Source organism: Kitasatospora sp. NPDC101155, from assembly GCF_044768305.1.
GTDB lineage: Bacteria > Actinomycetota > Actinomycetes > Streptomycetales > Streptomycetaceae > Kitasatospora.
Window position 1 is genome coordinate 421483 of sequence record NZ_JBIWPN010000001.1, and the last position, 24642, is coordinate 446124.

At 71.1% G+C, this 24642-nt stretch carries 28 protein-coding genes, 1 tRNA gene and 1 other RNA gene; 16 read left to right on the forward strand and 14 right to left on the reverse strand.

The features are described from left to right. Positions 1–24: 24 nt before the first annotated feature. Genes ACIRYZ_RS02045 through ACIRYZ_RS02055 form a run of 3 tightly spaced genes read left to right on the forward strand, consistent with a single transcriptional unit; the run spans position 25 to position 3646 of the window. On the forward strand, positions 25–1701 hold the full coding sequence (locus ACIRYZ_RS02045) for a peptidoglycan-binding protein (RefSeq protein ID WP_402938281.1): 1677 nt from the start codon (positions 25–27) through the stop codon (positions 1699–1701). Then, on the forward strand, positions 1698–2378 hold the full coding sequence (locus ACIRYZ_RS02050) for an ABC transporter ATP-binding protein (protein WP_393039507.1): 681 nt from the start codon (positions 1698–1700) through the stop codon (positions 2376–2378). The genes ACIRYZ_RS02045 and ACIRYZ_RS02050 overlap by 4 nt, the downstream gene beginning before the upstream one ends. Next, positions 2378–3646, forward strand: coding sequence for an ABC transporter permease (locus ACIRYZ_RS02055; protein ID WP_402938285.1), 1269 nt, complete (start codon positions 2378–2380; stop codon positions 3644–3646). The genes ACIRYZ_RS02050 and ACIRYZ_RS02055 overlap by 1 nt, the downstream gene beginning before the upstream one ends. 280 nt (positions 3647–3926) lie before the next feature. Here ACIRYZ_RS02055 and ACIRYZ_RS02060 read toward each other — a convergent pair whose 3' ends face one another. From ACIRYZ_RS02060 to ACIRYZ_RS02070, 3 genes are all read right to left on the reverse strand, one after another. Then, entirely contained in the window at positions 3927–4193 is a 267-nt protein-coding gene (locus ACIRYZ_RS02060; RefSeq protein ID WP_355201987.1) for a Txe/YoeB family addiction module toxin, read from the reverse strand. Beyond that, positions 4190–4468, reverse strand: a complete 279-nt coding sequence (locus ACIRYZ_RS02065) for a type II toxin-antitoxin system prevent-host-death family antitoxin (protein WP_355201984.1) — start codon at positions 4466–4468, stop codon at positions 4190–4192. The genes ACIRYZ_RS02060 and ACIRYZ_RS02065 overlap by 4 nt, the downstream gene beginning before the upstream one ends. A 263-nt stretch (positions 4469–4731) precedes the next feature. Beyond that, positions 4732–4938 (reverse strand): hypothetical protein, encoded by a 207-nt coding sequence (locus ACIRYZ_RS02070; RefSeq protein WP_402938290.1) that lies wholly within the window; start codon positions 4936–4938, stop codon positions 4732–4734. Between the two features lie 171 nt (positions 4939–5109). On the opposite strand from ACIRYZ_RS02070, the gene ACIRYZ_RS02075 reads away from it, so the two are divergent. Then, complete coding sequence (locus tag ACIRYZ_RS02075) at positions 5110–5394, forward strand: hypothetical protein (RefSeq protein ID WP_402938293.1); 285 nt, start codon at positions 5110–5112, stop codon at positions 5392–5394. Between the two features lie 35 nt (positions 5395–5429). Further along, positions 5430–6095, forward strand: coding sequence for a hypothetical protein (locus tag ACIRYZ_RS02080; protein WP_402938295.1), 666 nt, complete (start codon positions 5430–5432; stop codon positions 6093–6095). 213 nt (positions 6096–6308) lie between these two features. Here ACIRYZ_RS02080 and ACIRYZ_RS02085 read toward each other — a convergent pair whose 3' ends face one another. The 5 genes from ACIRYZ_RS02085 to ACIRYZ_RS02105 all read right to left on the reverse strand — a co-directional run bounded on the left by ACIRYZ_RS02085 (position 6309) and on the right by ACIRYZ_RS02105 (position 9464). After that, on the reverse strand, positions 6309–6878 hold the full coding sequence (locus ACIRYZ_RS02085) for a peptide deformylase (protein WP_402938298.1): 570 nt from the start codon (positions 6876–6878) through the stop codon (positions 6309–6311). Next, positions 6875–7291, reverse strand: coding sequence for a hypothetical protein (locus ACIRYZ_RS02090; RefSeq protein WP_402938301.1), 417 nt, complete (start codon positions 7289–7291; stop codon positions 6875–6877). Before ACIRYZ_RS02090 ends, ACIRYZ_RS02085 begins: the two co-directional genes overlap by 4 nt. Positions 7292–7354: 63 nt before the next feature. Then, positions 7355–8086 (reverse strand): hypothetical protein, encoded by a 732-nt coding sequence (locus ACIRYZ_RS02095; RefSeq protein ID WP_402938303.1) that lies wholly within the window; start codon positions 8084–8086, stop codon positions 7355–7357. Next, positions 8029–8691: a hypothetical protein gene (locus ACIRYZ_RS02100; protein ID WP_402938306.1), complete on the reverse strand. Its 663-nt coding sequence runs from the start codon at positions 8689–8691 to the stop codon at positions 8029–8031. The genes ACIRYZ_RS02095 and ACIRYZ_RS02100 overlap by 58 nt, the downstream gene beginning before the upstream one ends. 11 nt (positions 8692–8702) lie before the next feature. Next, positions 8703–9464: a hypothetical protein gene (locus ACIRYZ_RS02105; RefSeq protein ID WP_402938309.1), complete on the reverse strand. Its 762-nt coding sequence runs from the start codon at positions 9462–9464 to the stop codon at positions 8703–8705. An 18-nt stretch (positions 9465–9482) separates the two neighbouring features. Between ACIRYZ_RS02105 and ACIRYZ_RS02110 the strand changes: the two genes are divergently transcribed. Further along, positions 9483–10355 (forward strand): glycosyltransferase family 2 protein, encoded by an 873-nt coding sequence (locus ACIRYZ_RS02110; protein ID WP_402938311.1) that lies wholly within the window; start codon positions 9483–9485, stop codon positions 10353–10355. Here the strand turns inward: ACIRYZ_RS02110 and ACIRYZ_RS02115 are convergent. Both ACIRYZ_RS02115 and ACIRYZ_RS02120 read right to left on the reverse strand, forming a co-directional pair. Next, positions 10352–11359 (reverse strand): NAD-dependent epimerase/dehydratase family protein, encoded by a 1008-nt coding sequence (locus ACIRYZ_RS02115; protein WP_402938314.1) that lies wholly within the window; start codon positions 11357–11359, stop codon positions 10352–10354. The two genes, ACIRYZ_RS02110 and ACIRYZ_RS02115, sit on opposite strands and share 4 nt — an antisense overlap. Positions 11360–11399: 40 nt before the next feature. Continuing rightward, positions 11400–11657: a hypothetical protein gene (locus ACIRYZ_RS02120; RefSeq protein WP_402938316.1), complete on the reverse strand. Its 258-nt coding sequence runs from the start codon at positions 11655–11657 to the stop codon at positions 11400–11402. A 775-nt stretch (positions 11658–12432) separates the two neighbouring features. Here ACIRYZ_RS02120 and ACIRYZ_RS02125 point away from each other — a divergent pair. Next, entirely contained in the window at positions 12433–13431 is a 999-nt protein-coding gene (locus ACIRYZ_RS02125; protein ID WP_402938319.1) for a hypothetical protein, read from the forward strand. A gap of 23 nt (positions 13432–13454) precedes the next feature. Further along, positions 13455–14030 carry a GNAT family N-acetyltransferase gene (locus ACIRYZ_RS02130; protein ID WP_402938321.1) on the forward strand — a complete coding sequence of 192 codons (576 nt, stop codon included), beginning with the start codon at positions 13455–13457 and terminating at the stop codon, positions 14028–14030. Between the two features lie 921 nt (positions 14031–14951). Here ACIRYZ_RS02130 and ACIRYZ_RS02135 read toward each other — a convergent pair. Genes ACIRYZ_RS02135 through ACIRYZ_RS02145 form a run of 3 tightly spaced genes read right to left on the reverse strand, consistent with a single transcriptional unit; the run spans position 14952 to position 16474 of the window. Then, positions 14952–15371 carry an arsenate reductase ArsC gene (locus tag ACIRYZ_RS02135; RefSeq protein WP_402938324.1) on the reverse strand — a complete coding sequence of 140 codons (420 nt, stop codon included), beginning with the start codon at positions 15369–15371 and terminating at the stop codon, positions 14952–14954. 42 nt (positions 15372–15413) lie between these two features. After that, positions 15414–16160, reverse strand: a complete 747-nt coding sequence (locus tag ACIRYZ_RS02140; RefSeq protein ID WP_402938326.1) for an aquaporin — start codon at positions 16158–16160, stop codon at positions 15414–15416. After that, positions 16157–16474 (reverse strand): ArsR/SmtB family transcription factor, encoded by a 318-nt coding sequence (locus tag ACIRYZ_RS02145; protein ID WP_402938530.1) that lies wholly within the window; start codon positions 16472–16474, stop codon positions 16157–16159. The genes ACIRYZ_RS02140 and ACIRYZ_RS02145 overlap by 4 nt, the downstream gene beginning before the upstream one ends. Positions 16475–16626: 152 nt before the next feature. Between ACIRYZ_RS02145 and ACIRYZ_RS02150 the strand changes: the two genes are divergently transcribed. Beyond that, positions 16627–17118, forward strand: coding sequence for an ArsI/CadI family heavy metal resistance metalloenzyme (locus ACIRYZ_RS02150; RefSeq protein WP_402938329.1), 492 nt, complete (start codon positions 16627–16629; stop codon positions 17116–17118). Between the two features lie 131 nt (positions 17119–17249). Here ACIRYZ_RS02150 and ACIRYZ_RS02155 read toward each other — a convergent pair. After that, a tRNA-Ser gene (locus tag ACIRYZ_RS02155) sits at positions 17250–17334 on the reverse strand. A 110-nt stretch (positions 17335–17444) separates the two neighbouring features. Here ACIRYZ_RS02155 and ffs point away from each other — a divergent pair. From ffs to ACIRYZ_RS02190, 7 genes are all read left to right on the forward strand, one after another. Continuing rightward, positions 17445–17535: signal recognition particle sRNA small type (ffs, locus tag ACIRYZ_RS02160), an RNA gene on the forward strand. A gap of 92 nt (positions 17536–17627) precedes the next feature. Then, positions 17628–19805 carry a DNA polymerase III subunit gamma and tau gene (locus tag ACIRYZ_RS02165; protein WP_402938332.1) on the forward strand — a complete coding sequence of 726 codons (2178 nt, stop codon included), beginning with the start codon at positions 17628–17630 and terminating at the stop codon, positions 19803–19805. A gap of 66 nt (positions 19806–19871) precedes the next feature. Continuing rightward, positions 19872–20210: a YbaB/EbfC family nucleoid-associated protein gene (locus ACIRYZ_RS02170; protein WP_380612906.1), complete on the forward strand. Its 339-nt coding sequence runs from the start codon at positions 19872–19874 to the stop codon at positions 20208–20210. A gap of 247 nt (positions 20211–20457) precedes the next feature. Further along, positions 20458–21057, forward strand: a complete 600-nt coding sequence (recR, locus tag ACIRYZ_RS02175) for a recombination mediator RecR (protein WP_224284008.1) — start codon at positions 20458–20460, stop codon at positions 21055–21057. Continuing rightward, positions 21050–21742 (forward strand): DUF5063 domain-containing protein, encoded by a 693-nt coding sequence (locus ACIRYZ_RS02180; protein WP_393037971.1) that lies wholly within the window; start codon positions 21050–21052, stop codon positions 21740–21742. Before recR ends, ACIRYZ_RS02180 begins: the two co-directional genes overlap by 8 nt. A 322-nt stretch (positions 21743–22064) precedes the next feature. Further along, the gene (locus ACIRYZ_RS02185; protein ID WP_030288196.1) at positions 22065–23345 is read left to right on the forward strand and encodes an aspartate kinase; all 1281 of its coding nucleotides are present in this window, start codon (positions 22065–22067) and stop codon (positions 23343–23345) included. Positions 23346–23373: 28 nt separating this feature from the next. After that, a complete protein-coding gene (locus ACIRYZ_RS02190; RefSeq protein WP_402938338.1) occupies positions 23374–24477 on the forward strand; it encodes an aspartate-semialdehyde dehydrogenase in 1104 nt (367 codons plus the stop codon). Positions 24478–24642 lie beyond the last annotated feature (165 nt).

Genomic DNA, 24642 nt, shown 5'->3' on the forward strand with positions numbered 1-24642 from the left:
GGGAAGCGGAGAGGGGCCGACGCCATGTCGGTGCAGACGGACGAGCCGTCCGGCGGCCAGGGGGAGGAGCCGGTCGAGAGGTCCGACGGCCGGGGCGAGGAACCGGACGAGCTGTCCGGCGGCCAGGAGGAGCCGGTCGAACCGGGGCGGCCACGGATGGCGCGCCGCCGCCGGGCGCTCCTGGTGGTCGCGGTGGTCGCCGCAGTGGTGGCCGGCGGGGGGCTGGGCGCCGCCTCGCTGATCAAGTCGCCCGCCGAGCGGGCCGCGGATACTGCGCCGCCGCCCAGCACGCTGATGACCGCTCGGGTGACCAAACAACCGCTCACCCAGACCACGGTCGTTCGGGGCCAGGTGTACCCGCCGACGCAGTACAACGTCACGCCGACGGCGGCTTCGGCGGACATCACCCAGCTCTACGTCTCGGCGCTCCCGGTCAAGTCCGGCGACCAGGTCGCCAACGGCAGGCAGCTCGCCGAGGTCTCCGGCCAGCCGCTGTTCGTGTTGGAGGGCCCGGTGCCCGCGTACCGGGATCTCAAGCCGGGCTCCAGCGGGCCGGACGTCACGGAGCTCCAGGCCGCACTGGAGCGACTCGGCTACGGGCGCGGCGGCGACGCGCAGGGGACGTACGGTCCCGGCACCGCCGAGGCCGTCACCGGCTACTACCGCCACCTCGGCTACCCCGCGCCGACCACCGGTACGACCACCCAGCAGGCCGTCGACACCGCGCGGAAGACCGTCGAGGCCGACCGGCAGGCCATCACCGATCTCAAGGCGCAGCGGGCGGCCGCGGTGTCGACGCCGACCGGCGCACCGACGCCGGCGGGCACCGCAGCGGGCGGTGCGAGCTCGGGGGGTGTGAGCTCGGGAGGTGCGACGTCCGGAGGTGCGACCTCCGGAGGGCAGGCCCAGGGCGCCCCCGCCGGGCTCGGCCTGGACCAGCAGCTCGTCAACGCCCGGAAGAAGCTGTCCGCCGACGAGGACGCCCTCGCCAAGGCGGAGGCTGTCAACGGCCCGATGATCCCGGCCGGTGAGGTGGTCTTCCTGCCCTCGCTGCCGGCCACCGTCACGGCCGTCAACTCATCGGTCGGCGCGCCGCTCTCCGGCCCGCTGCTCTCGCTCACCAGCGGCGGCCTCGCCGTCACGGGGCAGCTCACCCCGGCTCAGGCGGCCGGGATCAAGCCGGGGATGGCGGTCGAGGTCTTCTCCGAGGTGAGCGGGACGACGGTCAAGGGCACCGTGGCCGAACTCGGCGCGCAGAGCACGACTCCACCGGCCGGCCGGGTGATCGCGATAGGCGGCGGGGCCGGAGGGGGTTCCACGACGGGGGCTGGGACCGGTGCCGGGGCAGGCGGGGCCGCGGGAACCGGCGCGGGCGCGCCGAACGCGCCCGGCGGCCAGCCGGTCGCCGCCTACGTGCCCCTGCAGATCACCCCGACCGACCCGTTGCCCGCCGCCTTCAGCGGCCAGAACGTACGGATCACCGTGCTGAAGAGCAGCGCGCCGGACCCGGTGCTGAGCGTCCCGGTCGCGGCCGTGTTCACCGACTCCGCCGGGCAGACCGCCGTCACCAGGGTCGACCAGGCGGGGCAGCGTACCGCCGTCCCCGTGACGACCGGGGTCAACGCCAACGGCTACGTCGGCGTGACACCCGCCGGCGGCGCCCGACTCGCGGAGGGCGACCAGGTGGTGGTCGGTCAGTGACGGCGGTCATCCAACTCACCGGGGTCGGCCGGAGCTTTCCCGGCACCCCACCCGTCGTCGCACTGCACCCCTGCGACCTGACGATCGGCCGGAACGAGTACGTGGCGATCACCGGCCCGTCCGGATCCGGGAAGTCCACCCTGCTGCACCTGCTCGGCCTGCTCGACACCCCGACCACCGGCAGCTACGCCCTTGATGGCATCGACACCGGGCGCCTCTCCGACCGCGACCGCTCCACCCTGCGCGGGCGGCGGATCGGCTTCGTCTTCCAGTCCTTCCACCTGCTGCCGAACCGAACGGCCGAGGAGAACGTGCTGCTCGCCCAGGTCTACAACCGCACCCCGCGCGCTGGGCGCCGGGCGGCTGCCAGGGCCGCCCTGCGCCAGGTCGGCCTCGCCCACCGGATCGACTCCCTGCCAACCGTCCTCTCCGGCGGCGAGCGGCAACGGGTGGCGATCGCCCGGGCACTGGTGAACCGGCCCAGCCTGCTGCTCTGCGACGAACCGACCGGCAACCTGGACTCGGCCAACGCCAAGACCGTGATGGACCACTTCCAGCGGCTGCACGACCAGGGCTACACCCTGGTCGTGATCACCCACGACCCGGCCGTGGCCGCCAGGGCCCAGCGGACCGTACGGATCGGCGACGGCCGCCTCAGTGAGCCGGTGAACGCCTGATGGCCGGTAAGTCCCCCGGCCGCAGCGCGATCGGCGATCCCCCCTCCCGGCTGAGCCTGCGCGACCTGGTCGAGGAGGCCCTGGCCGGGGTGCTGCAGCGGCCCGGCCGCTCGGTGCTGACCATGCTCGGCACGGTGCTCGGCATCGGCGCCTTCGTCGCCGTCCTCGGCCTGACCGCGACCGCCTCGGGACAGATCGGCCGGCAGTTCGATCTCACCAAGGCGACCACGGTGACCGTCGCCGACAACCCGACGGACGACGGCGCGCCCCCCGGTACCAACCCGCCGATGAGCTTCCCCGAGGACGCGGACGCCCGGGCCCGGCAGATCAACGGCGTCACCGCGGCCGGCGTCTGGTGGCGCGTCCCGGGCGGTGAGCACCGGATCTCCACCTCGCCCACCGCCGACGGCTCCACCGGACAGGGGCTCTCCCTCTTCGCGGCCACGCCCGGCGCCGTCGCGGCGATGCAGCCGACCCTCGCCGCCGGGGTCACCCTGGACCCGTACGCCCAGCAGGCCCGGCTGCCCGTGGTGCTGCTCAGCCGGACGGCGGCGAGCCGGCTGGGCGTCAACCGTCTCGACGCCCAGCCGGCGATCTTCATCGACGGTCTGCCGTACACCGTGATCGGCGTCTACTCGGATGTCCAGCGGCTCCCCGACACCTTGCTCGGGGTGATCATCCCCGGTACCACGGCGCTGGACCGCTTCGGCAACCCCGGCAAGGGCGAGGATCTGGGCGCCCACCTGGTCGCCGCGACCAGGGTCGGGGCGGCTCCGGTGGTCGCCCGGCAACTGGCGGTGGCGCTGCGCCCCGACGCGGCATCCCGGCTCACGGTGACCCCGCCGCCGGACCCGCACAGCCTGCAGGACCACATCACCTCGGATCTCACCGGCCTGTTCCTGGCGCTCGCCGCGATCTGCCTGGTGGTCGGCGCGGTCGGGATCGCCAACACCACCCTGGTCGCCGTTCTGGAACGCACCCAGGAGATCGGCCTGCGCCGCTCCCTCGGCGCACGCACCCACCACATCGCGGCCCAGTTCCTCACCGAGTCCACCGCCCTCGGCACTCTCGGCGGCCTGATCGGCACCAGCCTGGGCGTCCTCGTCGTCCTCGCGGTCGCCGCTGCCCGCTCCTGGACAGCCGTCCTCCAACCCCTGGCGACCCTCCCCGCCCCCCTGATCGGCACCGTCGTCGGCCTCCTGGCCGGCCTCTACCCAGCCCTCCGCGCCGCCCGCACCGACCCCCTCAAGGCCCTCCGCAGCGGCTGACCCCCCGGCCAACCGCCACCACACGACGATGGCCCGGACCGCTGAGCGGTCGGGGCCATCGTTTGCCCTGGCGGGCGAAGGCGGAGGATACGAGATTCGAACTCGTGAGGGGTTGCCCCCAACACGCTTTCCAATTCTCCCCTGTGCAGTCCGCTCGCGTTCACATCCGTCCTGACCTGCGGCGGAGCGAACCGCTGGGCGGCGGCCGAACCCGGCTGGACGGGGGTGAATGAGACCAGAACTGAGACCGGGGCGCGTGTCTCTCCGGTCGTCTCAGGCTCTACTTGCCGTAGTGGTAACGGCATGCGATGACGCACAGGGTGTCGGCCTGCTCGTCAAGGATGTAGACGAGGCGGTGTTCCTGATCGATCCGGCGGGACCAGGCCCCGGCGAGCTCGTGCCGCAAGGGTTCGGGTTTGCCGATGCCCTCGTTGCCGTTTCGGCGGATGTCGTCGATCAGTAGGTTGATGCGCTTGAGAAGGCGGCGATCGTCGGCCTGCCAAGACAGGTAGTCGCTCCAGCCGCGCTCGGTGAACTGGACCTTCACGCGCTCTGCTCGGTGAGGTCTTCCGGGTCGATCAGTTCGCGGGCCACCGCACGGCCCTCCCGGTACTCCTGCAGGGAGCGGCGGAGGTGGTCGGCGTTGGCCGGAGAGCGCAGCAGGTAGTCGGTCTCGCGGAGCGAGGCGTACTCGGCCAGCGAGACGACGACCAGCGGCTCGTGGCCGGCGCGTGTGATGACGAGCTCTTCGGCGTCGCTCTCGACGGCATCGAGCGCGGCGGCGAGATTGCCGCGGAGCTCGGTGGCACTCATCGTCTTCATGTTGTACAGAATAACGTACATCAATCGAGCGGGCCTTCGTGAAGGCGGAGGATACGAGATTCGAACTCGTGAGGGGTTGCCCCCAACACGCTTTCCAATTCTCCCGAACCCCGTCCGCCGGGGTTCGCACCCGTTCTGACCTGCAGTGGAGCGGACCGTTGGGTGGCGGCTGGACCTGGTTGGACGGGGGTGAATGAGACCAGAACTGAGACCAGCTGGCTCCGCTCACCAGGCCCGACAACCCCTGCTCACGACCTCTCTGGTCAGTTGGCTCCTGCCGCCTCCACCATGAGGCGAGCCCGCTTCTCAGCGCGCGGTTCGGCCTTCCAGTCGGGCAGGAACCTCGACGAAAGGGGGTTGCTTTCGATCATCTGTCGGGTGGACCGCATGCCTTCGTCGATGACCGCGTCCCACTTCTCCGTGGCGAGCTCGACGCGGCAGGGCAAGTCCTTGATGATCTTCTCGTCCACGGTCAGGTAGTTCGATGCACGCCTTTCGCTTCCACGGGTCGTGGGCACGTGCGCGTCGGCCAGCTTGATCGGGAAGCAGGGAGGAGAGGGCCGCGTCCCCGTTCTCGGCGATCCTTCGGGCGGCCTTGTTGGCTGCCCCGAGCTCTGACCTGGAGGGCTCGGATCGGGACCGTGCTGCGGGCACTGCCGGCCGACGTCGAGGACGACCCCGAGCGCGTACGGGAGAACCGCGACCAGCTCGGCCGCGCGGCCGAGCGACCTTGGCTGACGGTCCTCGCCTGGGCCGCCGCCTGCGGCGAGATCGGCCCGGCTGCGCTGACGCCCCGGGTGGCCACCGTGGCGGTCGACCTGCTGCGCAACGAGTACGCGCTCAACGCGATGGCCGTTGTCCCGGACAGTGCCCTGGTCGAGATCGTGGACCAGGTGTACCAGGCCCTGGTGCGCGGACCTGGCTGACGGTCCGTTGGGTGTGGTCCTGTTCAATGCTCGTCATGAACGTTCACGGATTGGTGTCCAGGCTGCCCGAGCCGGAGGTCCTGCGGGCCCGCTGCCGGTCGCTGAAGCTGCTCGACATCCTTCTCACCGAAAGCGTCTGCCAGGCTGAGAGGCTTGACTACCAGTCGAATTGGCGCCCAGGGGTGGACCTGGCCACGATGGAGGACGGCTCCGGCGATCTGTACGGGATCGTCTTCGATCCGGCCGGGGTCCTCCTCTACGGCTACTGCTACGAGAGCGATGTCGCGCGGAAGCGGCCCGGGGGGCACTGGCCCGGGTTGCTGGACGGCCTGCCGGCAGGGTTGGCGCACTATGCGGCAGACCCGGAGCTGCAGTCCGACGACGGGTTCTTCGAGGCGACGGTGTGCGCATGGCGCGAGGCCGGCGCCGCCGCGTGGCAGTGCGGGCCGGTGGTGTTCGCCGAGGGTGAGTCCGACGGAGCGGGTCAGCTGCTCGGGGTGCTCGCGGACGGCAGGGTGGAGACCGTCAGCAGGGATGCCGAGGACTACCACGAACGACCTGTCGATCGCGATGCCGTTGCCGCGTTCCTGGCGAGCGAGCCGCTACCGCGCTGGGCGGCCCTGGCGATCGAGCCTGCGCTGGACCTCGAGTGGTTTGCTGCCTTCGCCCGCAAGATCGGGCGCCCGGTGGCGGACATGTGACCGAGCTGTCAGCGTGTCACGTACGGGGTCGTGGGCTGTTCCTCGTCCGTGCCGCTACTAAACCGGGCCACTCGACGAGTGTTGCGATGCCTGGGCCTCTGCTGTGTCGATCAGGGTGGTGATCACCGTGAAGAGCGGCGGAGCGGCTGTTCGTTGACACCGAGTGGAACGTCCTGGGCCCGCACGTGCGCTCAGCGCGAGCTGTGCTGGCGCTCACCGCTCGTAGGACCACGCTTGGCCGGTCTGCCGGTACTGCTCGACAGGGATGGGCTCGACGCCGGCGGCCATGCGTGCGGTGTAGAGCAGGCCGTCGAGGTGATCGATCTCGTGGTGGATCAGGCGGGCGAGTCCGCGTTCGTAGGTGGTGGTGGCCACCTGGCCGTCCAGGGTGGTGGTCTCCACGGTGATCCGCAGCGGCCGGGGGACCAAGCCGCGAACGTCGAAGAACGACAGGCAGCCCTCGAACTGCTCGTCCGCCTCGTCGGAGCGGTCGGTGACCCGCGGGTTCAGCAGGACGATCGCCGGAGCGTCCGGGGCAGCAGGCTGGACGATGGCTGCGGCGCGGCCGATGCCGATCTGCGGTGCGGCGATACCCATGCCCTTGGCGAAGGGGTGGACTTGGCCGATGCGCTCCATGGCGGTGAACAGCTTCTCGATGACCTGCTCGGCGGCCTCGCGCTCGGTGGGCAGGTCGAACGCTCGGGCGGGCTCGGCGAGTACGGGCGCGCCCTCCTGGACGACGCCGAGGCCGCGCATCTGGTCGCTGGGCCGCACCTGGATCACCTGAACTCCCCTTGGTTCGTGTCGCGTTCGGGTCGGGCCCGGAATCGCCATTCCAGACGGTACCGGGCGTGGAGGGCCGGCGTGGACGTGCTCCAGGAGAAGACGCGCATCCCCTCCTCCTCTCGCCGGATCGGGGCGGTCCGCAGCGGCGCCGCCTCGGCCGTCATCGACGTCTCCATGCCCCACACTGCTGGGTCGAGGTCGGCTGGGAAGGCGAGTTCGACTTCCAGGTGCTCGGTGGGCAGGCGGACCGCGCGCTGGAACCAGCGGCCCCACTTCTCCTCGCCGACCGAGTAGGCGTACTCGATCCAGACCTCCTCGCCCGGGTAGAGCGGGAAGCGGCCGTGCTCGTTCTCGAAGAGCAGCCACACTTCCTTGAACGCGTCGCGGTCGTGCTTGGCCTGCCAGTGCATCGCCTCCCCGCGGCAAGTCGCGGTGAGCGCGAGCCCGAGGCGAGCCCCGAGGTATCGCTGGGATCAGTGCGTTGAGGTCTGCCGAAGGTGTCCGGCGGCCTTTCCTGTCTGGTCCCGTCGCATGGCCGTCATGGACAGCTCGGCGAGGCGAGGGAGGAAGGTCAGGTCCAGCTGATCGACCGGGTGCAGCAGGCCACGTTCGCAGGCCTCTGCCGTCCATACCGTGTAGCTGGCTCGCGGGTACGCCGTGTTGATGCCGATCTCGCCCTTCGGGATCGTGCCGTTGAATGGTGTCGGGATGCCTTCGGTGTTCCAGTAGTCCCACGCCTCAAGGGACTTCGCCTGCTCGAAGGCGAGATAGAGCTGTGGGTAACGGTCGATGATGCGCATCTCGAGGAAGACGAGCTGCCCTAGCAAGTGGGGCGCGGCCGTAGCGAGGGCGTCGAAGTCCGCGTCGCCGAAGGTGAAGGACGCCGCGTCCTGGCTGGGCGCGAGTGCCACGCTGGCGAACAGGTGTGACAGGCGTTGCCTGGTGAAGCGGGCCACCCCGGCGCTCAGGTCGGCCTCGATCTGTCCGACGAGTTGGAGGAGGCGTTCGTATCCCGGGTTGAAGCGGGACAGGTCGAAGAGCTTGTCCATGCCGTGAACCGCGGAGAACGCGAGCCGCTTGTAGAGGCGGTTGTTCATCTCTCTGAGCTGGGCGTATGCCTTGGTCTCGGGGGTCGTGGAGTGGAGCATCAGGTACTCGGAGAGCACCTCGAAGTAGAGGTAGCCGAGGAACGGGAAGGCCGGCACGGTGGCGGCGAGCTGGTCGATGAAGTCGGTGTCCGGCGTTGGTGTTCCGGTGGCGTTGGCGAGGGCGGTATCGAGGAAGGGGCCGCAGCCTGGACGCGTTGCAGGGCGGCGCGGCGGAGCTGGGTGTCCTCGTGTTCGGTGAGGAAGCTGCGGTAGGTGAGGTAGGTCCGCAGGTGGATGGCGCCGAGGCGGAGGTAGTCGATGCCCTTGGGCGGGACCGGGGCGTCGGGGGTGATCTCGAAGACAAGGGTGCGGGTGTGCTTCTTGGTCTCCAGGAGGTAGGAGCCGAGGTTGTGGGGGCGCAGGCCGGCGGGCTCCGGGGTGAGGGGCACGCAGTAGAGGGCGGCGACGAGGCAGCCGGTGGAGGCGTAGAGGTGGCCGCTGGTGCGGATGGCGTCGAGGGCGACGGTGGTGTGCATCAGGTGGATGGGGCGGCCGGAGGCGAGGGTCTCGGTCATGGCGTTGCCGCGCAGGAGCCAGCCGTTGGGGGTCTCGTGTTCGAGGTGGGATCGCCAGTCGGCTTCGGTCTCGGTGAGGCCAGCGGGCTCAGGGCGGGTGGGGTTGGTGGTGTGGTCGGTGTGGGCGTTGTCCCACTCGGCGTGCATGAGATGGCCTCCTACTGCGCGGGGTCGAGGATCTGGCGGGCGTGGATGAGCGCTCCGTGGTTGCTGGCGCCGTCGAGGCGAGCCTGTTCGCTGCGGACGACCAGGGCGTGGGCAACGGCATGGAGCCAGGTGGGCGGCACGAGCCGCAGGTGGGACGGGTCGGGCCACCAGCGGGCGAGGGGGAGCCGGTAGCGGTCCAGACAGTCGGCAGCCTTGAGCAGGTCGATCAGGTGCGGTGCTCGCTGGTAGACGCGGTTCTGTTGCACGGTGAAGCGCTCGTACGGCACGTCGTGGAGGCTGATCGCGGTGGCGGCCTGCGCGAGGACGTCCTGCGGCAGCTCCCGGCCGACCAGGCCGGTGACAGCGGCGTGGTTGCGGGTGAACCAGGCCGCTGCCCGCCGGCCGTGACCAGGGTCGTCGCGGTCGTTGTGACGCTGGCAGTCGTGGACGGCTGCGGCGGCGCACAGCGCGGCCCTGTGGTCGCGGTCGAGCCCGTACTCCTGGGCGAGGATCGATGAGAGCAGCGAGACCCGAGCGTTGTGCCGGACGCCGTGGATGGAGACGGCGCACCGGGGCTCCGCGAACCAGTTGACGTCTGGTACCAGCATGAGCGGCGGGTGTGGCAGGGTGGGCGGCGCGGCGGAGGCCTCGGGCCGCATACCGGCGATCCAGTCCAGGGTGGGCTGGTCCATGACCTGGTGGTCCGGAAGCATCCGGTTCTCGGCGAGTTCTCTGAGTGACGCGGCGCCCGAGCGGTGCGTTCGTTGGGCCATGTCTGTTTCCTCGAAGGGATGGGTTCGGTGGGCTTGAAGCTGGGCGTGGCGGTCCTGACCATGGGCACGCGGCCGAAGGAACTGGCCGAGCTGCTGGCCTCGGTGGAAATGCAGACCGTCCCGGCCGCGAAGGTCGTGGTGGTCGCCCAGGGCTGCCCGCTGCCGGAGCTCCCGACGTGGGTGGAAGGCGTCGAGCTGGCCGAGAACCTCGGGGTGACCGGCGGCCGGAACATGGCGCTGGAGCACCTGCGCGACGTGGACGTGGTGATCGACCTGGATGACGACGGTCTACTGGTCGCCGACGACGTGTTCGCGAGGATCGAGGCCCTGTACGAGGCCGACCCCCGGCTGGGCATCGTCTCCTTCCGGATCGCCGACGAGACCGGGCTGACCCAGCGCCGCCACGTTCCCCGGCTGCGGGCCGGCGATCCGATGCGCGGCGGCGAGGTGACGAGCTTCCTCGGCGGCGGCCATGGGCTGTCGACGAAGATGCTGAAGCAGGTCGGGGACTGGCCGGACGCGTTCTTCTTCGCGCACGAGGAGACCGACATGGCCTGGCGGGCACTCGACGCCGGCTGGCGGGTGCTGTACGCCCCGGAGCTGCTGCTGCAGCATCCGCGGACCAGTCCGACCCGGCACTCGTTTTTCTATCGGGTGAACGCCCGCAACCGCGTGTACCTCGCGCGCCGCCACCTGCCCGCCCTGCTGGTGCCGGTTTACCTCGGTGTGTGGGTGGCACTCACCATCGCCCGCACCCGGAACCTGGCTGGGCTGAAGGCGTGGTTCTCGGGCTTTGCCGAGGGCTGGCGCACACCGTGCGGGCGGCGCAAGCCGATGCGCTGGCGCACGGTGTGGACCATGACCCGGCTCGGCCGGCCCCCGATCATCTAGGCCGCAGCCGCCCGGCGCATCCACTTCGGGATCGCGCTGGGGTTCGCTCGCAGCCAGGCCACGTAGCGGGCGACGCCCTCCTCGATGTTGGTGGTCGGCCGCCAGCCCAGCAGTTCCTCCATCCGCTGGACCGAGGCGTACCCGCCCTCGGGGTCGCCGGGCGGCATCGGTGTCTCGACGAGCTGGGTGTCGGGGTAGTGGGCGCGGACCAGTTCGGCGACCTGTCGGATCGACGTGCCGGTGCCCGTACCGATGTTCACCGTCTCGTTGTGCGCGCGGGGCGAGGTCAGCGCGTGCAGGGTGCCGACGGCGATGTCGTCGACGTGGACCAGGTCACGGATCTGACGGCCGCCGCCGTTGAGCTGCAGCGGCAGGCCGAGCGCGGCCCGCATTGCGAACCAGGCGACCACCCAGGAGTGGCTGTTCTCCTTCACGATCTGCGGTTCACCGTAGACCGAGAAGTACCGCACGATCGCGTAGGAGCGGTCAGCCTTCCCGAGCACGGCGGCGGTCTGGTACTCGCCCCACACCTTGCTGTTCCCGTACACCGACACCGGCGAGACAGCGGCGTCCTCGACGAACCGAGGGCTGCCGTTGCCGTAGACGCTGGCCGAGGAGACGAAGACCATGCGCTGCACCCGCGTGGAGGCGGCGACGGCGTCGAGGACGTGCTGGGTGCCGATGATGTTGGAGTCGATGGCGTCCAGCGGCCGGCGCGTGCAGGCGGCGACGTCGGCCAGGGCGGCGGCGTGGATGACGTAGTCGCATTCGGTGATCACTCGGTTCATCAGGCCCTGTTCGGCGATGTCGCCGACGATGAAGTCCGGGTTGAAGGTGTCGATGCCGAAGCGCTCGCGGTACACCTCGGGCGGATAGGCGTCGAGCTTGCACACCGAGATGGCGCGTGCGCCGAGCTGGCGGAGCTGGGCCGTGATGCGGCTGCCGATCAGGCCGCCGGCCCCGGTGACCAGGACGGTCTTCCCGGCAAGCTGTTCAAGGGACATGAGGTGTTCCCTCCTGTGGTGAGCGTGGAGTGTTGGCGGATCAGTTAGCGCGGTGCCGCGGGCAGGCGCACTCGGGCCAGACCTCGATCCGGGCGACGTACTCGTCGGGGCCCGGGTCGGCGGCGATCACGCCGGAGTCGTCGTAGCGGGTGCCGTCCACCGCGACGCTGAACGTGCGGATGGTGAGACCCGGGCGACGCCTGGCGTGAGTGGCGCGGCCCTCTTCAGCAGTTGTGCTCGCCTCGCTATCCGCCGGGGACCGCGCTTCCGTCGTGCGTCGGGTCGTGGCGTTGTCCATCGGATCCCTCCCATTGCCGACCTCGGGTCGATGCGCCCGTGGCGCTGTACGGGGTGATCGGCCGGTGCTGCAAGCCGCCCCGATCTCACGCTTCGCTGTCAGTTGTGCGCGGATTGCGAAGTGTCGTCAGCATGGCTGCGGGCGGTGAGGCATGGATACGACATCGCTGCCGTCGTGGTGGCGTCATCACCGGGCGCTGGTTGGTGTGGCCGACGACGACGTGCGTCATGACCACCGTCATGGCTGCCGTCATCTGGCCCGAGAGCCCTCCGAACGGGTTTCCTGCCAGCCGACCATGGCTATCGTCAGAGCAGACGAACGGGGACGGAGAGGATCCGCAGTGGCCGAAACTCCCACGCTCTTAAGGGTCTTGACGCTGCAGCGACACTGGCAGGTCTACGAGACCTTCCGCCTCCGGTTCGAGGCGACGGCGAACTCGGCCGCCGAGCAGGAGAACGACCCCCCGGCTCCGGGGCCTGTCGGTCTCCAAGCGGCAGTTCGAGCGCTGGTACGGCGGTGCGGTGAAGACCCGCCCCTACCCGGACCAGTGCCGGGTGCTGGAGACGATGTTCGGCGTCAGCGTCGACCTGCTCCTCGCGCCCGCACCGGCCGCTTCCCTGCCCGCACCTGCGGTCGCCGCCTCCTTTGTCGTCCCGCCGCCACGGCCGGTCCCTGTCCTTCTCCCCTCCGAGCAGGCAGCGGTACTGCCTGCTGGCGGCCCGTCCAACAGCGAGACCCGCTTCGACGCACCATGGAATTGGAAAGGCAGGTCGCGATGGCGGCTCGTCGCGCACTTCGGTTCACCGCGATGGCGGAGGGCAGCAGCATCGGCCCGGAAACCCTGGGCCAGATCCACGACGAGGTGCGGCGGCTGACCGTCGCCTACCCCAGGCTGGCGCTGCCGACCCTGCTCGGCGACCTGGTCGAGGTCCAGGACCTCACCTTCCGGCTCCTGGAACACGGCCGGGTCAAGCCGCTGCAGGCCCGGGAGCTGTACCTGCTCGCCGGGATCACCTCCGGCATGCTCGCCGAGGCCAGCCACGACCTGGGCAACCCGAGCGCCGCGATGATGCAGGCCCGCACCGCCTTCGTCTGCGCCGACAACGCCGACCACCACGCCATGCGCGCCTGGGTCCGCTCGCTCCAGTCACTCATCTCCTACTGGGCGGGCCGCCCCGGCGTGGCCGCCGAGTACGCCTCCCTCGGGCAGAGCACGGCCGTCGACGTCCGCGGCACCACCAGCGTCTGGCTGGCCTGTCTCTCCGCCCGCGCCCACTCCCTCCTCGGCGACGGCGAGGGCGCCCGCTCCGCCATCCAGCAGGCCGAGGATGCCCGCGCGGCCGTCGAACCCGATGACCTCGACGCGTTCGGCGGCATCATGACCTTCCCAGTGCCTCGCCAGCTCTACTACGTCGCCGAGGCCACCGTGCAGCTCGGCGAGGATCCGGCGCTCGGCGAGAGCCAGTCCGAGGCTGCTGTCACCGCCTACCGCAACGCCTCCGAAGACGAGTGGGCCTTCGGTGACGAGGCCGGCGCCCAGACCGATCTCGCCCTCGCCCGCATCGCCCGGGGAGAGGTCGAAGGCGCTGCCGAGGCCGTCCGCCCGGTGCTCGACCTCCCTATCGAGCAGCGAAACTTCGGCATCGTCAGCAGCGCTCAGCGCGTCCACGCCGCGCTGAGCGCCGATGGCCGTCGCGACGCCATCGTGGGCGTCGACCTGCAGCAAGAGATCGAGGCCTTCACTGCGACCCCGACCTCGGTCCTCGTCCGGTGACCCCGCGGATAGGCTCCGCAGCCATGACCCCAGTTCACCTGGCTGGCCCCCGCCTGGCCCTGCGCGAAGTCGAACCCGAGGACACCGACGCCCTCCTGGCCATCTACGGCGACCCCGAGGCCACTCGGCACCTCAGCTTCGAACCCCGTACCCGCGAGCAGGTCCAGGCGATCACCGCCCGCTCCATCGCCTCCGCGAACGCCACCCCGCGAACCGAGTACTGCCTCGCCATCACCCGGCTCGGCGAGCACCGGCTGATCGGCTACGCGCGTCTGGCCACCGAGCCGCAGCAGGCCGCCACCATCGGCTTCGCCCTCCACCCGGCCGAGTGGGGCAAGGGCCTCGGCACGGAAACTGTCCACCTGCTGTGCGCCCTCGGCTTCAACACCCTGGGCCTGCACCGCATCTGGGCAGCCCGCTCACCGCTCAACGAGGCATCGGCGCGCACGCTGTTGCGGGCCGGCATGACGGAGGACGGGCGGATCCGCGACCACGTCTTCGTCCACGGCGCCTGGCGCGACTCGATCACCTACTCGATCCTGGAGCACGAGTGGTCGCCGAACGGCGTGCTGGGAATCGCCGCCGAGCGCGAGAGCTGAGTTCCGGGCCTACAGGCCTGGCAACGCAGCACCTTCGCGACCTCCCCGCTGGCCTTGGCTCCGGGGCCGTCCTCGCACCCCTGGGCGAGGGCAGATGCGTGTGCGGGCGCTAGGACCGTCCTTTGCGACAACTCGCTCCGTCAGGAGCGGGCCGGGGTAAGGATGACTTACCCCACAACTTGCTCCGGCTTCCGGCGGTCTGACCTGGGTCCGGATCACAGGTGAACTCTTGTAGCCAGGGACGCGGCCAATGCGCTGGCAGTGCTCTTTCTGGGCTTATGCAGACCAGATCACGGGACGTTTCGGCGTGCGGTGGAAGCGCGGAAAGCTGCTCGAAGGCCGGGCGTTCACGGCGAGGCGTACACGCGAGCCCCCTATTGGAGGGGGGCTCGCGCGTGAACGCGGGGTCGCGTGGACGGCGTGTGCGCCTCCGTGATCGCTCTACCTGCGGTTTCTTCGTCGAGCGTGGACGGTGTGAACGGCTTTCGCAGGGCTCTCTGCGGAAGGCGTCCGTGGACGGTCCCGTGTGCGGTCCACGCACGGAAGGTGCCCCGTGCTCACCGGCGGGCCGGTTGCGACGGTTGACGCTGCCCGCTGGCCGACGCGGTCACCCCAGTCTGTTCAGTCGGTCAGAGTGACCGGGGTGGCCGGAACCCCGGTCACTGCGGTCGGTCAGTACGACGTACTGACCGGGGACGTGGTCACCCGTGCTGTCCCCGGTCACTCCGGCCGTGGTGGCAGTCAGGAGACGGCCGTGATGTGTCGGGCGGACGGGCGATATCGGACTCGCCCCGGCGGAGCCCGACGAAGACGCGGCCTGAGCACGCGTTGGCTCAGAGCTCCTGATGTCCGAGGGCCCGACGGCGATGCCGTCGGGCCCTCGGCGCAGACGCGCGGCGGTGCACGCGGTCAGAACGGGGCTCAGGCAGCGGCTTCGACGCCGAGGTCGGCGAGCAGGCCGCGGATGCGCCGTTCGATCTCGTCGCGGATCGGGCGGACGGCGTCGATACCCTGGCCGGCCGGGTCGTCGAGCTTCCAGTCCAGGTACTGCTTGCCGGGGAAGTAGGGGCAGGCGTCGCCGCAGCCCATGGTGATCACCACGTCGGACGCCCGGACAGCCTCGGTGGTGAGCACCTTCGGGGTCTCGGCGGAGATGTCGATGCCGACCTCGGCCAGGGCCTCGACCACTGCCGGGTTCACGGTGTCGGCCGGGGCGGAGCCGGCGGAGCGGACCTCGACCCGGCCGCCGCCGAGGTGGGTGAGGAAGGCGGCGGCCATCTGGGATCGGCCGGCGTTGTGCACGCAGACGAACAGGACCGACGGGACGGTGGGGATGTTCACGGCAGGGTGCTTCCTTGGTCGCGGGATGCGGAGGTCGGGCGGTCAGCGGCCGGTGGTGGCGAGCGGGCGGTCGGGCCGTACGGCCGTCTCGTCATCGGACGCCGGAGTCGGCCGGCCGAACAGGACGGCCACCAGAGCGAGTCCGGCCACCAGGCCGACCATCTGGGCGGCGACGAACGGCAGGACGGAGGCGGGGGCGATTCCGGCGAAGGTGTCCGTGAACGCGCGGCCGATCGTGACCGCCGGGTTGGCGAAGCTGGTCGAAGAGGTGAACCAGTAGGCGGCGCCGATGTAGGAGGCGACCGCGACCGGAGCCAGGTGCGCGCGGCCGACTCTGCCCAGGCCGAAGATCAGCAGGACCAGCCCGGCGGTGGCGACGACCTCGCCCAGCCACAGGTGCGGGGCCGAGCGGTCGTGACCGGACCAGTGCACGAGCGGCTCGCCGAACATCGCGTCCGCCAGGACCGCGCCGCCGATCGCCCCGGCGACCTGGGCGGGCACGTAGGCGGCGACCTCCCGGAGGGTGAGGCCGTCGCCGTCGCGCCGACCGGTCCACCAGGCGGCGAGGGTGACCGCCGGGTTGAAGTGCGCGCCGGAGACCGGACCGAGCAGCAGGATGAGCACGCCGAGGCCGAAGACCGTGGCCAGAGAGTTGGCCAATAGCTGCACGCCCACGTCATGGGAGAGCTTGGTGGCCTGGATGCCGGAGCCGACGACGACGGCGACCAGCGCGGCGCTGCCGGTGAACTCGACGGCGGCCCGGCGGACGAGTGGTGCGGGCTGTGTCATCTGGGGGCTCCCTCGGCGGCTGGGGTCTGGAGCAGGGAGGAGAGCTGGGCCAGGGCGGTGGGCAGCACCCAGTAGTAGACCCACGTGCCGCGCCGCTCCGAGCCGACCAGGCCGGCCTCACGCAGCACCTTCAGGTGGTGGGAGATGGTCGGCTGGGAAACGTCGAACGGGCCGGTCAGATCGCAGACGCACGCCTCGCCGCCCTCGTGCGAGGCGATCAGCGACAGCAGTCGCAGCCGCACCGGGTCCGAGAGTGCCTTGAACATCCGGGCCAGGTCGACGGCGGCCTCTTCGTTCAGCGGCTCGCGGACCATCGGCGAGCAGCAGGCGACCGCCGCCTCGTCCTGGTCGAGCACCTTCAGATCCAGATTCGACATGCGTCTATGTTGACGCTCATCTAATCCGGTGGCAAGCTCGCCTGTATCGACAGATATCGATACAGGAACCCGGATCGGTGAGGACCGCCATGTCCCGTGTTCAGCTCGCCCTGCGCGTCGCCGACCTCGAAGGCTCCATCGCCTTCTACTCCAAGCTCTTCGGTGTCGAGCCCGCCAAGCGCCGCCCCGGCTACGCGAACTTCGCCATCGCCGAGCCCCCGCTCAAGCTCGTCCTCATCGAGGGCGAGGCCGGCGAGGACACCCGGCTCGACCACCTCGGCGTCGAGGTCGAGTCCACCGGGCAGGTCGCCGCCGCCACCGCCCGCCTCAAGGGCGCCGGTCTGGCCACCTTCGAGGAGAGCGACACCTCCTGCTGTTACGCGCTCCAGGGCAAGGTCTGGGTGACCGGCCCCGGCAAGGAGCCCTGGGAGGTCTACGTGGTCAAGGCCGATGCCGACACCCTCGGCAAGAGTGCGGACGGCGCACCGGACGCCTGCTGCACTGCCGACCCGCAGCATCTCGACCCCACTCGAAACCCGGCCGAGGCCGAGGTTGGCACGGACTGCGCCTGCGGGAGCTGACTCGCGGCGGCCCGCAGGCTGTCGGCGCCAGGGGCCAGAACCCCGACTGAGACCAAAACTGAGACCACGACGCGAAGAAGGCCCCGACCGGAAACCCGGTCGGGGCCTTCAACTGCCTTGTTAGGCAGAGGCGGAGGATACGAGATTCGAACTCGTGAGGGGTTGCCCCCAACACGCTTTCCAAGCGTGCGCCCTAGGCCTCTAGGCGAATCCTCCGTGGGAGAGCTTAGTACATGTTTTGGGGTGCTCGCGACCAGCTATCCCGCAGGCCGGGGGTGGGGGTGGCCTGTGGATCGTCGGGGCCGGGATCCGGTAGTGTGGGTGTCAGCCCCTCGTGTGGCGTCATCTCTCTGAACCCCCCCAGGGCCGGAAGGCAGCAAGGGTAGGAGGGCTCTGGCGGGTGCACGGGGGGTCTTTGCGTTCCCCGGGTCGTGCGGGTTCGGGCGGAGTGTGGGCCCGGGGGTGAAGGGGCGACGCGTTTGTCTGTCCGTCCCGATATCGTCGGTGGTGTGTCCCTAGCCCTGTACCGCCGCTATCGCCCCGAGACCTTCGCGGAGGTCATCGGGCAGGAGCACGTGACCGCTCCGCTCCAGCAGGCCCTGCGCAACAACAGGGTCAACCACGCGTACCTGTTCAGCGGGCCGCGCGGCTGTGGCAAGACGACGAGCGCGCGCATCCTGGCCCGTTGTCTGAACTGTGAGCAGGGGCCGACGCCGACGCCCTGCGGGGAGTGCCAGTCCTGTCGGGACCTCGCGACCGGCGGGCCCGGCTCGATCGACGTGATCGAGATCGACGCGGCCTCGCACGGTGGTGTGGACGACGCGCGCGAGCTGCGCGAGCGGGCCTTCTTCGCGCCGGTGCACAGCCGGTACAAGATCTTCATCCTGGACGAGGCACACATGGTGACCTCGGCCGGGTTCAACGCGCTGCTCAAGGTGGTCGAGGAGCCGCCGGAGCACCTCAAGTTCATCTTCGCGACCACCGAGCCGGAGAAGGTGATCGGGACGATCCGGTCCCGTACCCACCACTACCCGTTCCGGCTGGTCCCGCCCGGCACGCTGCGCGACTACCTGGCGGACGTCTGCCGTCGCGAGGACATCCAGGTCGAGGACCCGGTGTTCCCGCTGGTGGTACGGGCCGGCGCCGGCTCGGTGCGTGACTCGATGTCGGTCATGGACCAGCTGCTGGCCGGTGCCGGGGACGACGGCGTCACCTACCAGATGGCGACCGCGCTGCTCGGGTACACGGACTCCGCGCTGCTGGACGAGGTGGTGGACGCCTTCGCCGCGCACGACGGGGCGACGGTGTTCCAGGTGATCGACCGGGTGGTCGAGGGCGGGCACGACCCGCGTCGCTTCGTCACCGACCTGCTGGAGCGGCTGCGTGACCTGGTGATCCTCGCCACGGTGCCGGACGCGGGCGAGAAGGGGCTGATCGACGCCCCGGCGGACCGGGTCGCGGTGATGCAGGCGCAGGCGGACGCGTTCGGTGCGGCCGAGCTGAGCCGGGCGGCGGACATCGTCAACACCGGGCTGACCGAGATGCGCGGCAACGCGGCGCCCCGGCTGCAGCTGGAGCTGATCTGCGCCCGGGTGATGCTGCCGGGCGCGTACAGCGACGAGCTGTCGCTGCAGGCGCGTCTGGACAAGCTGGAGCGGCGGGCGGCGGCCGGCGGGTTCGCCGCCGCGGCGGGAGTGGCGCCGATGGCTCCCGCGGCCGCTCCGACGGGCGCTCCGATGGGCGTCCCGTCGATGGAGCCGCCCGCGCCCGTCGCGGCCCCGGCCCCGGTGGCCCAGGCCGTCGCGCCGCCGGTGGCCGCCCCCGTGCAGCCCGCCCCCGTGCAGGCCCCGCCGCCCCCGGCCCCCGCCGGGCCCGCTCCGGGCGCCTGGCCGATCCCGCGCAGCTTCCCGCCCGCGGGAGGCGCTCCGGCCCCCGCCGCCTCTCCCGCGTCGCAGCCGCAGACCGCCCCGGCGCCCGCGCCCGTCGCGGCACCGGCACCGGCACCGGCCCCCGTGCCCACGCCCGCCCCCGCAGTGGCCGCCCCCGGCGGTCAGCCGTCCGCGGCCGCGCAGCAGGGCGCCGCGCAGGTCCGGCAGCTGTGGCCGCAGATCCTGGAGGCGGTGAAGAACCGCCGCCGCTTCACCTGGATCCTGCTCAGCCAGAACGGCCAGGTGGCCGGGTTCGACGGCAGCGTGCTCCAGGTGTCGTTCATCAACGCCGGCGCCCGGGACAGCTTCGTCGGCAGCAACAGCGACGACGTGCTGCGCCAGGCGCTGGCCGACGCGCTGGGCGTGGACTGGCGGATCGAGTGCATCGTCGACCCGTCCGGCGGTGCCGGCGCGGCCCCGAGCGCCGCCCCCGCCGGTGGCGGCTGGGGGGCCCCGGCCCGTCCGGCGGCCGCCGCGCCGCCGATGGCCGCCCCCGCCCCCGCGCCGGCCCCGGCGCCGGTCCAGCAGGCCCCCGCCCCGGTGCAGCCCCAGCCCCAGGCGCAGGCCCCCGCGTCGGTCCAGGCCCCGCCGCCCGCGGCGGTGCCGCAGGCCCGTCCGGTGCAGTCGGTGGCCCCGGAGGACGACATCCCGGAGGAGGACGACCCGGACCTCAACGAGGAGGCGTTCTCCGGTCAGGAGCTGATCATCCGCGAGCTGGGCGCCACGGTGCTGGAGGAGATCCACCACCGCGGCAACTGAGCGGGCCCCGGGCCCGTAGGCTCGGCGGTGACGAACGACGAACCGCATGACAGCAAGGAGTGAGCCGTGTTCCCCGGTGGCGGTCAGCCCAACATGCAGCAGCTGCTCAAGCAGGCGCAGAAGATGCAGGAAGAGCTCGCCAAGGCCCAGCAGGAGCTGGCCGAGGCGAAGGTGAACGGTACGGCGGGCGGCGGCCTGGTCGAGGCCACCGTGACCGGTTCCGGTGAGCTGGTGGCGCTGACCATCGCCCCGGCCGCCGTCGACCCGGAGGACACCGAGACCCTGGCCGACCTGATCCTGGCGGCCGTTCGGGACGCCAACCAGGCCGCCCAGAAGATGCAGGCCGAGCGGATGGGCCCGCTCACCCAGGGCCTGGGCGGCGGCATCCCCGGCCTGCCGTTCTGATCTGACACAGGTCAGCGCCGCAGGTCGGCAAGCACGTCTGAGCCGCAGGGCAGGGCACGGGCAGGGCAGCGGCAGAACACGGGCCAGGGCGCCGGTCAGCGCCCGGTCCGTACAGCAGACGGTCTGGAGTTCACACGACGGACCAATGTGATTTCTGTGGGAGTCGGGCGTCGGGCGGTGTGTCCGGCGCCCGATTCGTTGGATGATGGCACCGGAGCTCCACCGACCATCCGAGGGAAGGCGCGACGTGTACGAGGGCGTGGTTCAGGACCTGATCGACGAACTGGGCAGGCTGCCCGGCGTCGGGCCCAAGAGCGCGCAGCGGATCGCCTTCCACGTGCTGCAGGCCGACCCGACGGACGTGCGCCGCCTCGCGCACGCGCTGCTGGAGGTCAAGGACAAGGTCCGCTTCTGCGTGGTCTGCGGCAACGTCGCGGAGGCCGAGCAGTGCCGGGTCTGCCTGGACCCGCGCCGCGACCTCGGCGTCATCTGCGTGGTCGAGGAGTCCAAGGACGTCGTCGCCATCGAGCGCACCCGTGAGTTCCGCGGCCGCTACCACGTGCTGGGCGGCGCGATCAGCCCCATCGAGGGCGTCGGCCCGGACGACCTGCGCATCCGCGAGCTGCTGTCGCGCCTCGCGGACGGCACGGTCACCGAGCTGATCCTGGCCACCGACCCCAACCTGGAGGGGGAGGCGACCGCCACCTATCTGGCCCGGCTCTGCAAGCCGATGGGCCTGAAGGTGACCCGCCTGGCGAGCGGCCTGCCCGTCGGCGGGGACCTGGAGTACGCGGACGAGGTCACCCTCGGCCGCGCCTTCGAAGGGAGACGACTGCTCGATGTCTGACCGGACGATCAACCAGCAGCCCCACGGGGAGCCCGAGACCCACGCCCCGCACACCCACGGCCACGGCTCGGAGCCGGACGACTTCGCCGTGCAGATCGCCGACTCGGTGGAGAGCTTCGTGCTCGCCGTCACCGAGGTCGCCAAGGGCGACGAACCGGGCAGCGCGGTCTCGCTGCTGCTCCTGGAGGTCTCCCAGCTGCTGCTGGCCGGCGGCCGGCTGGGCGCCATCGAGGACGTCGTCCCCGAGGACCGCTTCGAGCCCGACGCCGGTCCCGAGCCGGACGGCGAGCAGCTGCGCGAGCGCCTCGCCGCGCTGCTCGCGCCGATCGACGTCTACCACGAGGTCTTCGACCCGTACGGCCCGCCGGAGAAGCCGAACGCCTTCCGGATCTCGGACGACCTGGCCGGCGTGGTCAGCGAGCTCCAGCACGGCCTGACCCACTACCGCGAGGGCCGGGTCAGCGAGGCGCTCTGGTGGTGGCAGTTCTCGTACCTCTCCAACTGGGGCACGACCTGCACCGCGGTGCTGCGGGCGCTGCAGTCGCTGATCGCCCACGTCCGGCTGGACAGCCCGATCGGCGCGGTGCCCGACGGTGCGGACACCGACGACGACGGCCTCACCGACGAGCAGCTGGAGCAGCAGGCCGGTGATCTGATGGTGGCCGAGCTCGGTCTCGGGCGATAGCCCGTCCGGGTGGTGGGCCGCCCAGGTGGTGGGCCGCGGCGCACATGTGACGAATGCCTCAGCCATTCGCCCGGAAAAGAAATCCGGCCGTGGCGGCGTCCATCCGTCCGATGATTCTTCGGAACCGCGCCGAATGCCCCGCAGACCTGCCGGTGGCGCCCCGCCTGCCGTCGCTCACGTGCTGAAACGGCCGTCTCATCATATGGAAGACACCAGTCGGGACACCCCTGCTCGGTAGACTGACGCCGACCGCACCCCCCTCTCCCCCGGGGGGTACGGGGGCCTGGCGCCCCCGGAAAACGACACAAGTCGAGGAGCGCACGTGGGCCTTGTCGTGCAGAAGTACGGCGGCTCATCCGTTGCGGATGCCGAAGGCATCAAGCGCGTGGCCCGTCGAATCGTTGACGCCAAGAAGGCCGGCCATGAGGTCGTCGTCGTGGTGTCCGCGATGGGCGACACGACGGACGAGCTCATCGAACTCGCGGAGCAGGTGTCACCGCTTCCTGCCGGCCGCGAGTTCGACATGCTGCTGACCGCTGGAGAGCGCATCTCCATGGCGCTGCTGGCCATGGCGATCAAATCCCTGGGTCACGAGGCCCAGTCCTTCACGGGTAGTCAGGCCGGTGTCATCACCGACTCGGTCCACAACAAGGCGCGCATCATCGACGTGACGCCGGGTCGCATCCGCACTGCCCTGGACGAGGGCAACATCGCGATCGTGGCCGGCTTCCAGGGCGTGTCCCAGAGCAGCAAGGACATCACCACGCTGGGCCGCGGCGGCTCGGACACCACGGCCGTCGCCCTCGCGGCGGCGCTCAAGGCCGAGGTCTGCGAGATCTACACCGACGTGGACGGCGTGTTCACCGCCGACCCGCGCGTGGTGAAGAAGGCCCGCAAGATCGACTGGATCGCGTACGAGGACATGCTGGAGCTGGCCTCGTCCGGTTCCAAGGTGCTGCTCGACCGCTGTGTGGAGTACGCCCGCCGCTACAACATCCCGATTCACGTACGCTCGTCCTTCTCGGGTCTTCCCGGGACGATCGTCAGCAACGACAACCCGAACAAGCCCGAAGGGGGCGAGATGGAGCAGGCCATCATCTCCGGAGTCGCCCACGACACCTCCGAGGCCAAGGTCACGGTCGTCGGGGTGCCCGACAAGCCGGGCGAGGCGGCGCGCATCTTCCGTGCCATCGCCGACGCCGAGGTCAACATCGACATGGTGGTGCAGAACGTCTCCGCCGCGTCGACCGGCCTGACCGACATCTCCTTCACCCTGCCCAAGACCGAGGGCCAGAAGGCCATCGACGCGCTCGGCCGGGTCAAGGAGGGCATCGGCTACGAGTCGCTGCGCTACGACGACGCGATCGGCAAGATCTCGCTGGTCGGCGCCGGCATGCGCTCCAACCCGGGCGTCACCGCGACCTTCTTCGAGGCGCTGTCCGCCGCGGGCGTGAACATCGAGCTGATCTCCACCTCGGAGATCCGCATCTCGGTGGTCACCCGCGCCGACGACGTGCCGGAGGCGGTCCGCGCCGTGCACAGCGCCTTCGGCCTGGACAGCGAGTCGGACGAGGCCGTCGTCTACGGCGGCACCGGGCGATGACCCGGCAGCCGGGCAGGGGCTCCGGGCGATGACCCGGCGTCCGAACCTCGCCGTCGTCGGCGCCACCGGCGCGGTCGGCGAGGTGCTGCTCGGCCTGCTCTCCCTCCGTCAGGACATCTGGGGCGAGGTCCGACTCGTCGCCTCCCCGCGTTCGGCCGGCCGCGCGCCGGTCGTGCGCGGGGAGGCTGTCGGGGTCGTCCCGCTGACGGAGGAGGCCTTCGCCGGGATCGACGTCGCCGTGTTCGCCGTCCCCGACCAGGTGTCCGCCCAGTGGGCGCCGATCGCGGCATCCAAGGGCGTCGTGGTGGTCGACGACTCGGCCGCCTTCCGTACCCGCGGGGACGTGCCGCTGGTCGTCCCCGAGGTCAACGCGGCCGCGCTGCGGATCCGTCCGCGCGGCATCGTGGCCAGCCCGGCCGGCACCACGCTCGCACTGGTCGCGGCGGTCGGCGCGCTGCACGCCGAGTACGGGCTGGAGCAGCTGGTCGTCGCCACCTACCAGGCCGCCAGCGGTGAGGGCCGCGAGGGCGTCGCCGCGCTGCGCGAGCAGACCACGCTGGTGGCCGGCACCGAGGTCGGCCGGCAGACCGGCGACCTGCGCGCCGTGATCGCCGACGACGGGCCGTTCGCCGCCCCGCTCGTCCTCAACGCCGTGCCCTGGACCGGCGGCCTGCGCGAGGGCGGCTGGTCCGCCCAGGAGCTGGGCCTGCGCGACGAGGCCCGCAAGATCCTCGGCCTGCCCGCCCTGAGGGTCTCCGCGACCTGCGTGCGCATCCCGGTGGTGCGCACCCACGCGCTGGCCGTGCACGCGCGCTTCGAACGCGAGGTCAGCCAGGAGCACGCGCAGGACATCCTGCGCGAGACGCCCGGTGTGGTCCTCTACGACGATCCGGCGGCCGGGGAGTTCCCGACGCCGAACGACGTGGTCGGCACCGACCCGGTCTGGGTCGGGCGGGTGCGCCGGGCGCTGGACGAGCCGGACGCGCTCGATCTCTTCCTCTGCGGCGACAACCTGCGCAAGGGCGCCGCGCTGAACCTGGTGCAGATCGCCGAGCTGGTGGCCCGTGAGCTGACGGCGGGGGAGGAACGGGCCCTCGACACCCCGGACGGGCCCTCGGAGCGCCGGACCTGAGGGTCCCTTGTGCCCGGGGATGTCCGCACCTGTGTCCGCTCCTCGACACAATCTGTCCGGAATCCCGTGGGAATCCCCTGGAGGCCTCTTCCGCCGATGCGGAAGAATGGCCCCCGGGCTGGGCAACCATGACAGGGGATCGAGTGTCCAACGGGCGTGGCGAAC

Excerpts from the sequence above, each read along its gene's own strand:
- ACIRYZ_RS02090 (WP_402938301.1), bottom strand. The coding sequence starts at position 7,291 with ATGCACTGGCAGGCCAAGCACGACCGCGACGCGTTCAAGGAAGTGTGG.
- ACIRYZ_RS02100 (WP_402938306.1), bottom strand. The coding sequence starts at position 8,691 with ATGCACGCCGAGTGGGACAACGCCCACACCGACCACACCACCAACCCC.
- ACIRYZ_RS02145 (WP_402938530.1), bottom strand. The coding sequence starts at position 16,474 with ATGGTCCGCGAGCCGCTGAACGAAGAGGCCGCCGTCGACCTGGCCCGG.
- ACIRYZ_RS02190 (WP_402938338.1), top strand. The coding sequence starts at position 23,374 with ATGACCCGGCGTCCGAACCTCGCCGTCGTCGGCGCCACCGGCGCGGTC.
- ACIRYZ_RS02105 (WP_402938309.1), bottom strand. The coding sequence starts at position 9,464 with ATGGCCCAACGAACGCACCGCTCGGGCGCCGCGTCACTCAGAGAACTC.
- ACIRYZ_RS02080 (WP_402938295.1), top strand. The coding sequence starts at position 5,430 with ATGAACGTTCACGGATTGGTGTCCAGGCTGCCCGAGCCGGAGGTCCTG.
- ACIRYZ_RS02055 (WP_402938285.1), top strand. The coding sequence starts at position 2,378 with ATGGCCGGTAAGTCCCCCGGCCGCAGCGCGATCGGCGATCCCCCCTCC.
- ACIRYZ_RS02120 (WP_402938316.1), bottom strand. The coding sequence starts at position 11,657 with ATGGACAACGCCACGACCCGACGCACGACGGAAGCGCGGTCCCCGGCG.
- ACIRYZ_RS02110 (WP_402938311.1), top strand. The coding sequence starts at position 9,483 with ATGGGTTCGGTGGGCTTGAAGCTGGGCGTGGCGGTCCTGACCATGGGC.
- ACIRYZ_RS02065 (WP_355201984.1), bottom strand. The coding sequence starts at position 4,468 with ATGAAGACGATGAGTGCCACCGAGCTCCGCGGCAATCTCGCCGCCGCG.
- ACIRYZ_RS02045 (WP_402938281.1), top strand. The coding sequence starts at position 25 with ATGTCGGTGCAGACGGACGAGCCGTCCGGCGGCCAGGGGGAGGAGCCG.
- ACIRYZ_RS02180 (WP_393037971.1), top strand. The coding sequence starts at position 21,050 with ATGTCTGACCGGACGATCAACCAGCAGCCCCACGGGGAGCCCGAGACC.
- ACIRYZ_RS02115 (WP_402938314.1), bottom strand. The coding sequence starts at position 11,359 with ATGTCCCTTGAACAGCTTGCCGGGAAGACCGTCCTGGTCACCGGGGCC.
- ACIRYZ_RS02130 (WP_402938321.1), top strand. The coding sequence starts at position 13,455 with ATGACCCCAGTTCACCTGGCTGGCCCCCGCCTGGCCCTGCGCGAAGTC.
- ACIRYZ_RS02150 (WP_402938329.1), top strand. The coding sequence starts at position 16,627 with ATGTCCCGTGTTCAGCTCGCCCTGCGCGTCGCCGACCTCGAAGGCTCC.
- ACIRYZ_RS02140 (WP_402938326.1), bottom strand. The coding sequence starts at position 16,160 with ATGACACAGCCCGCACCACTCGTCCGCCGGGCCGCCGTCGAGTTCACC.
- ACIRYZ_RS02125 (WP_402938319.1), top strand. The coding sequence starts at position 12,433 with ATGGCGGCTCGTCGCGCACTTCGGTTCACCGCGATGGCGGAGGGCAGC.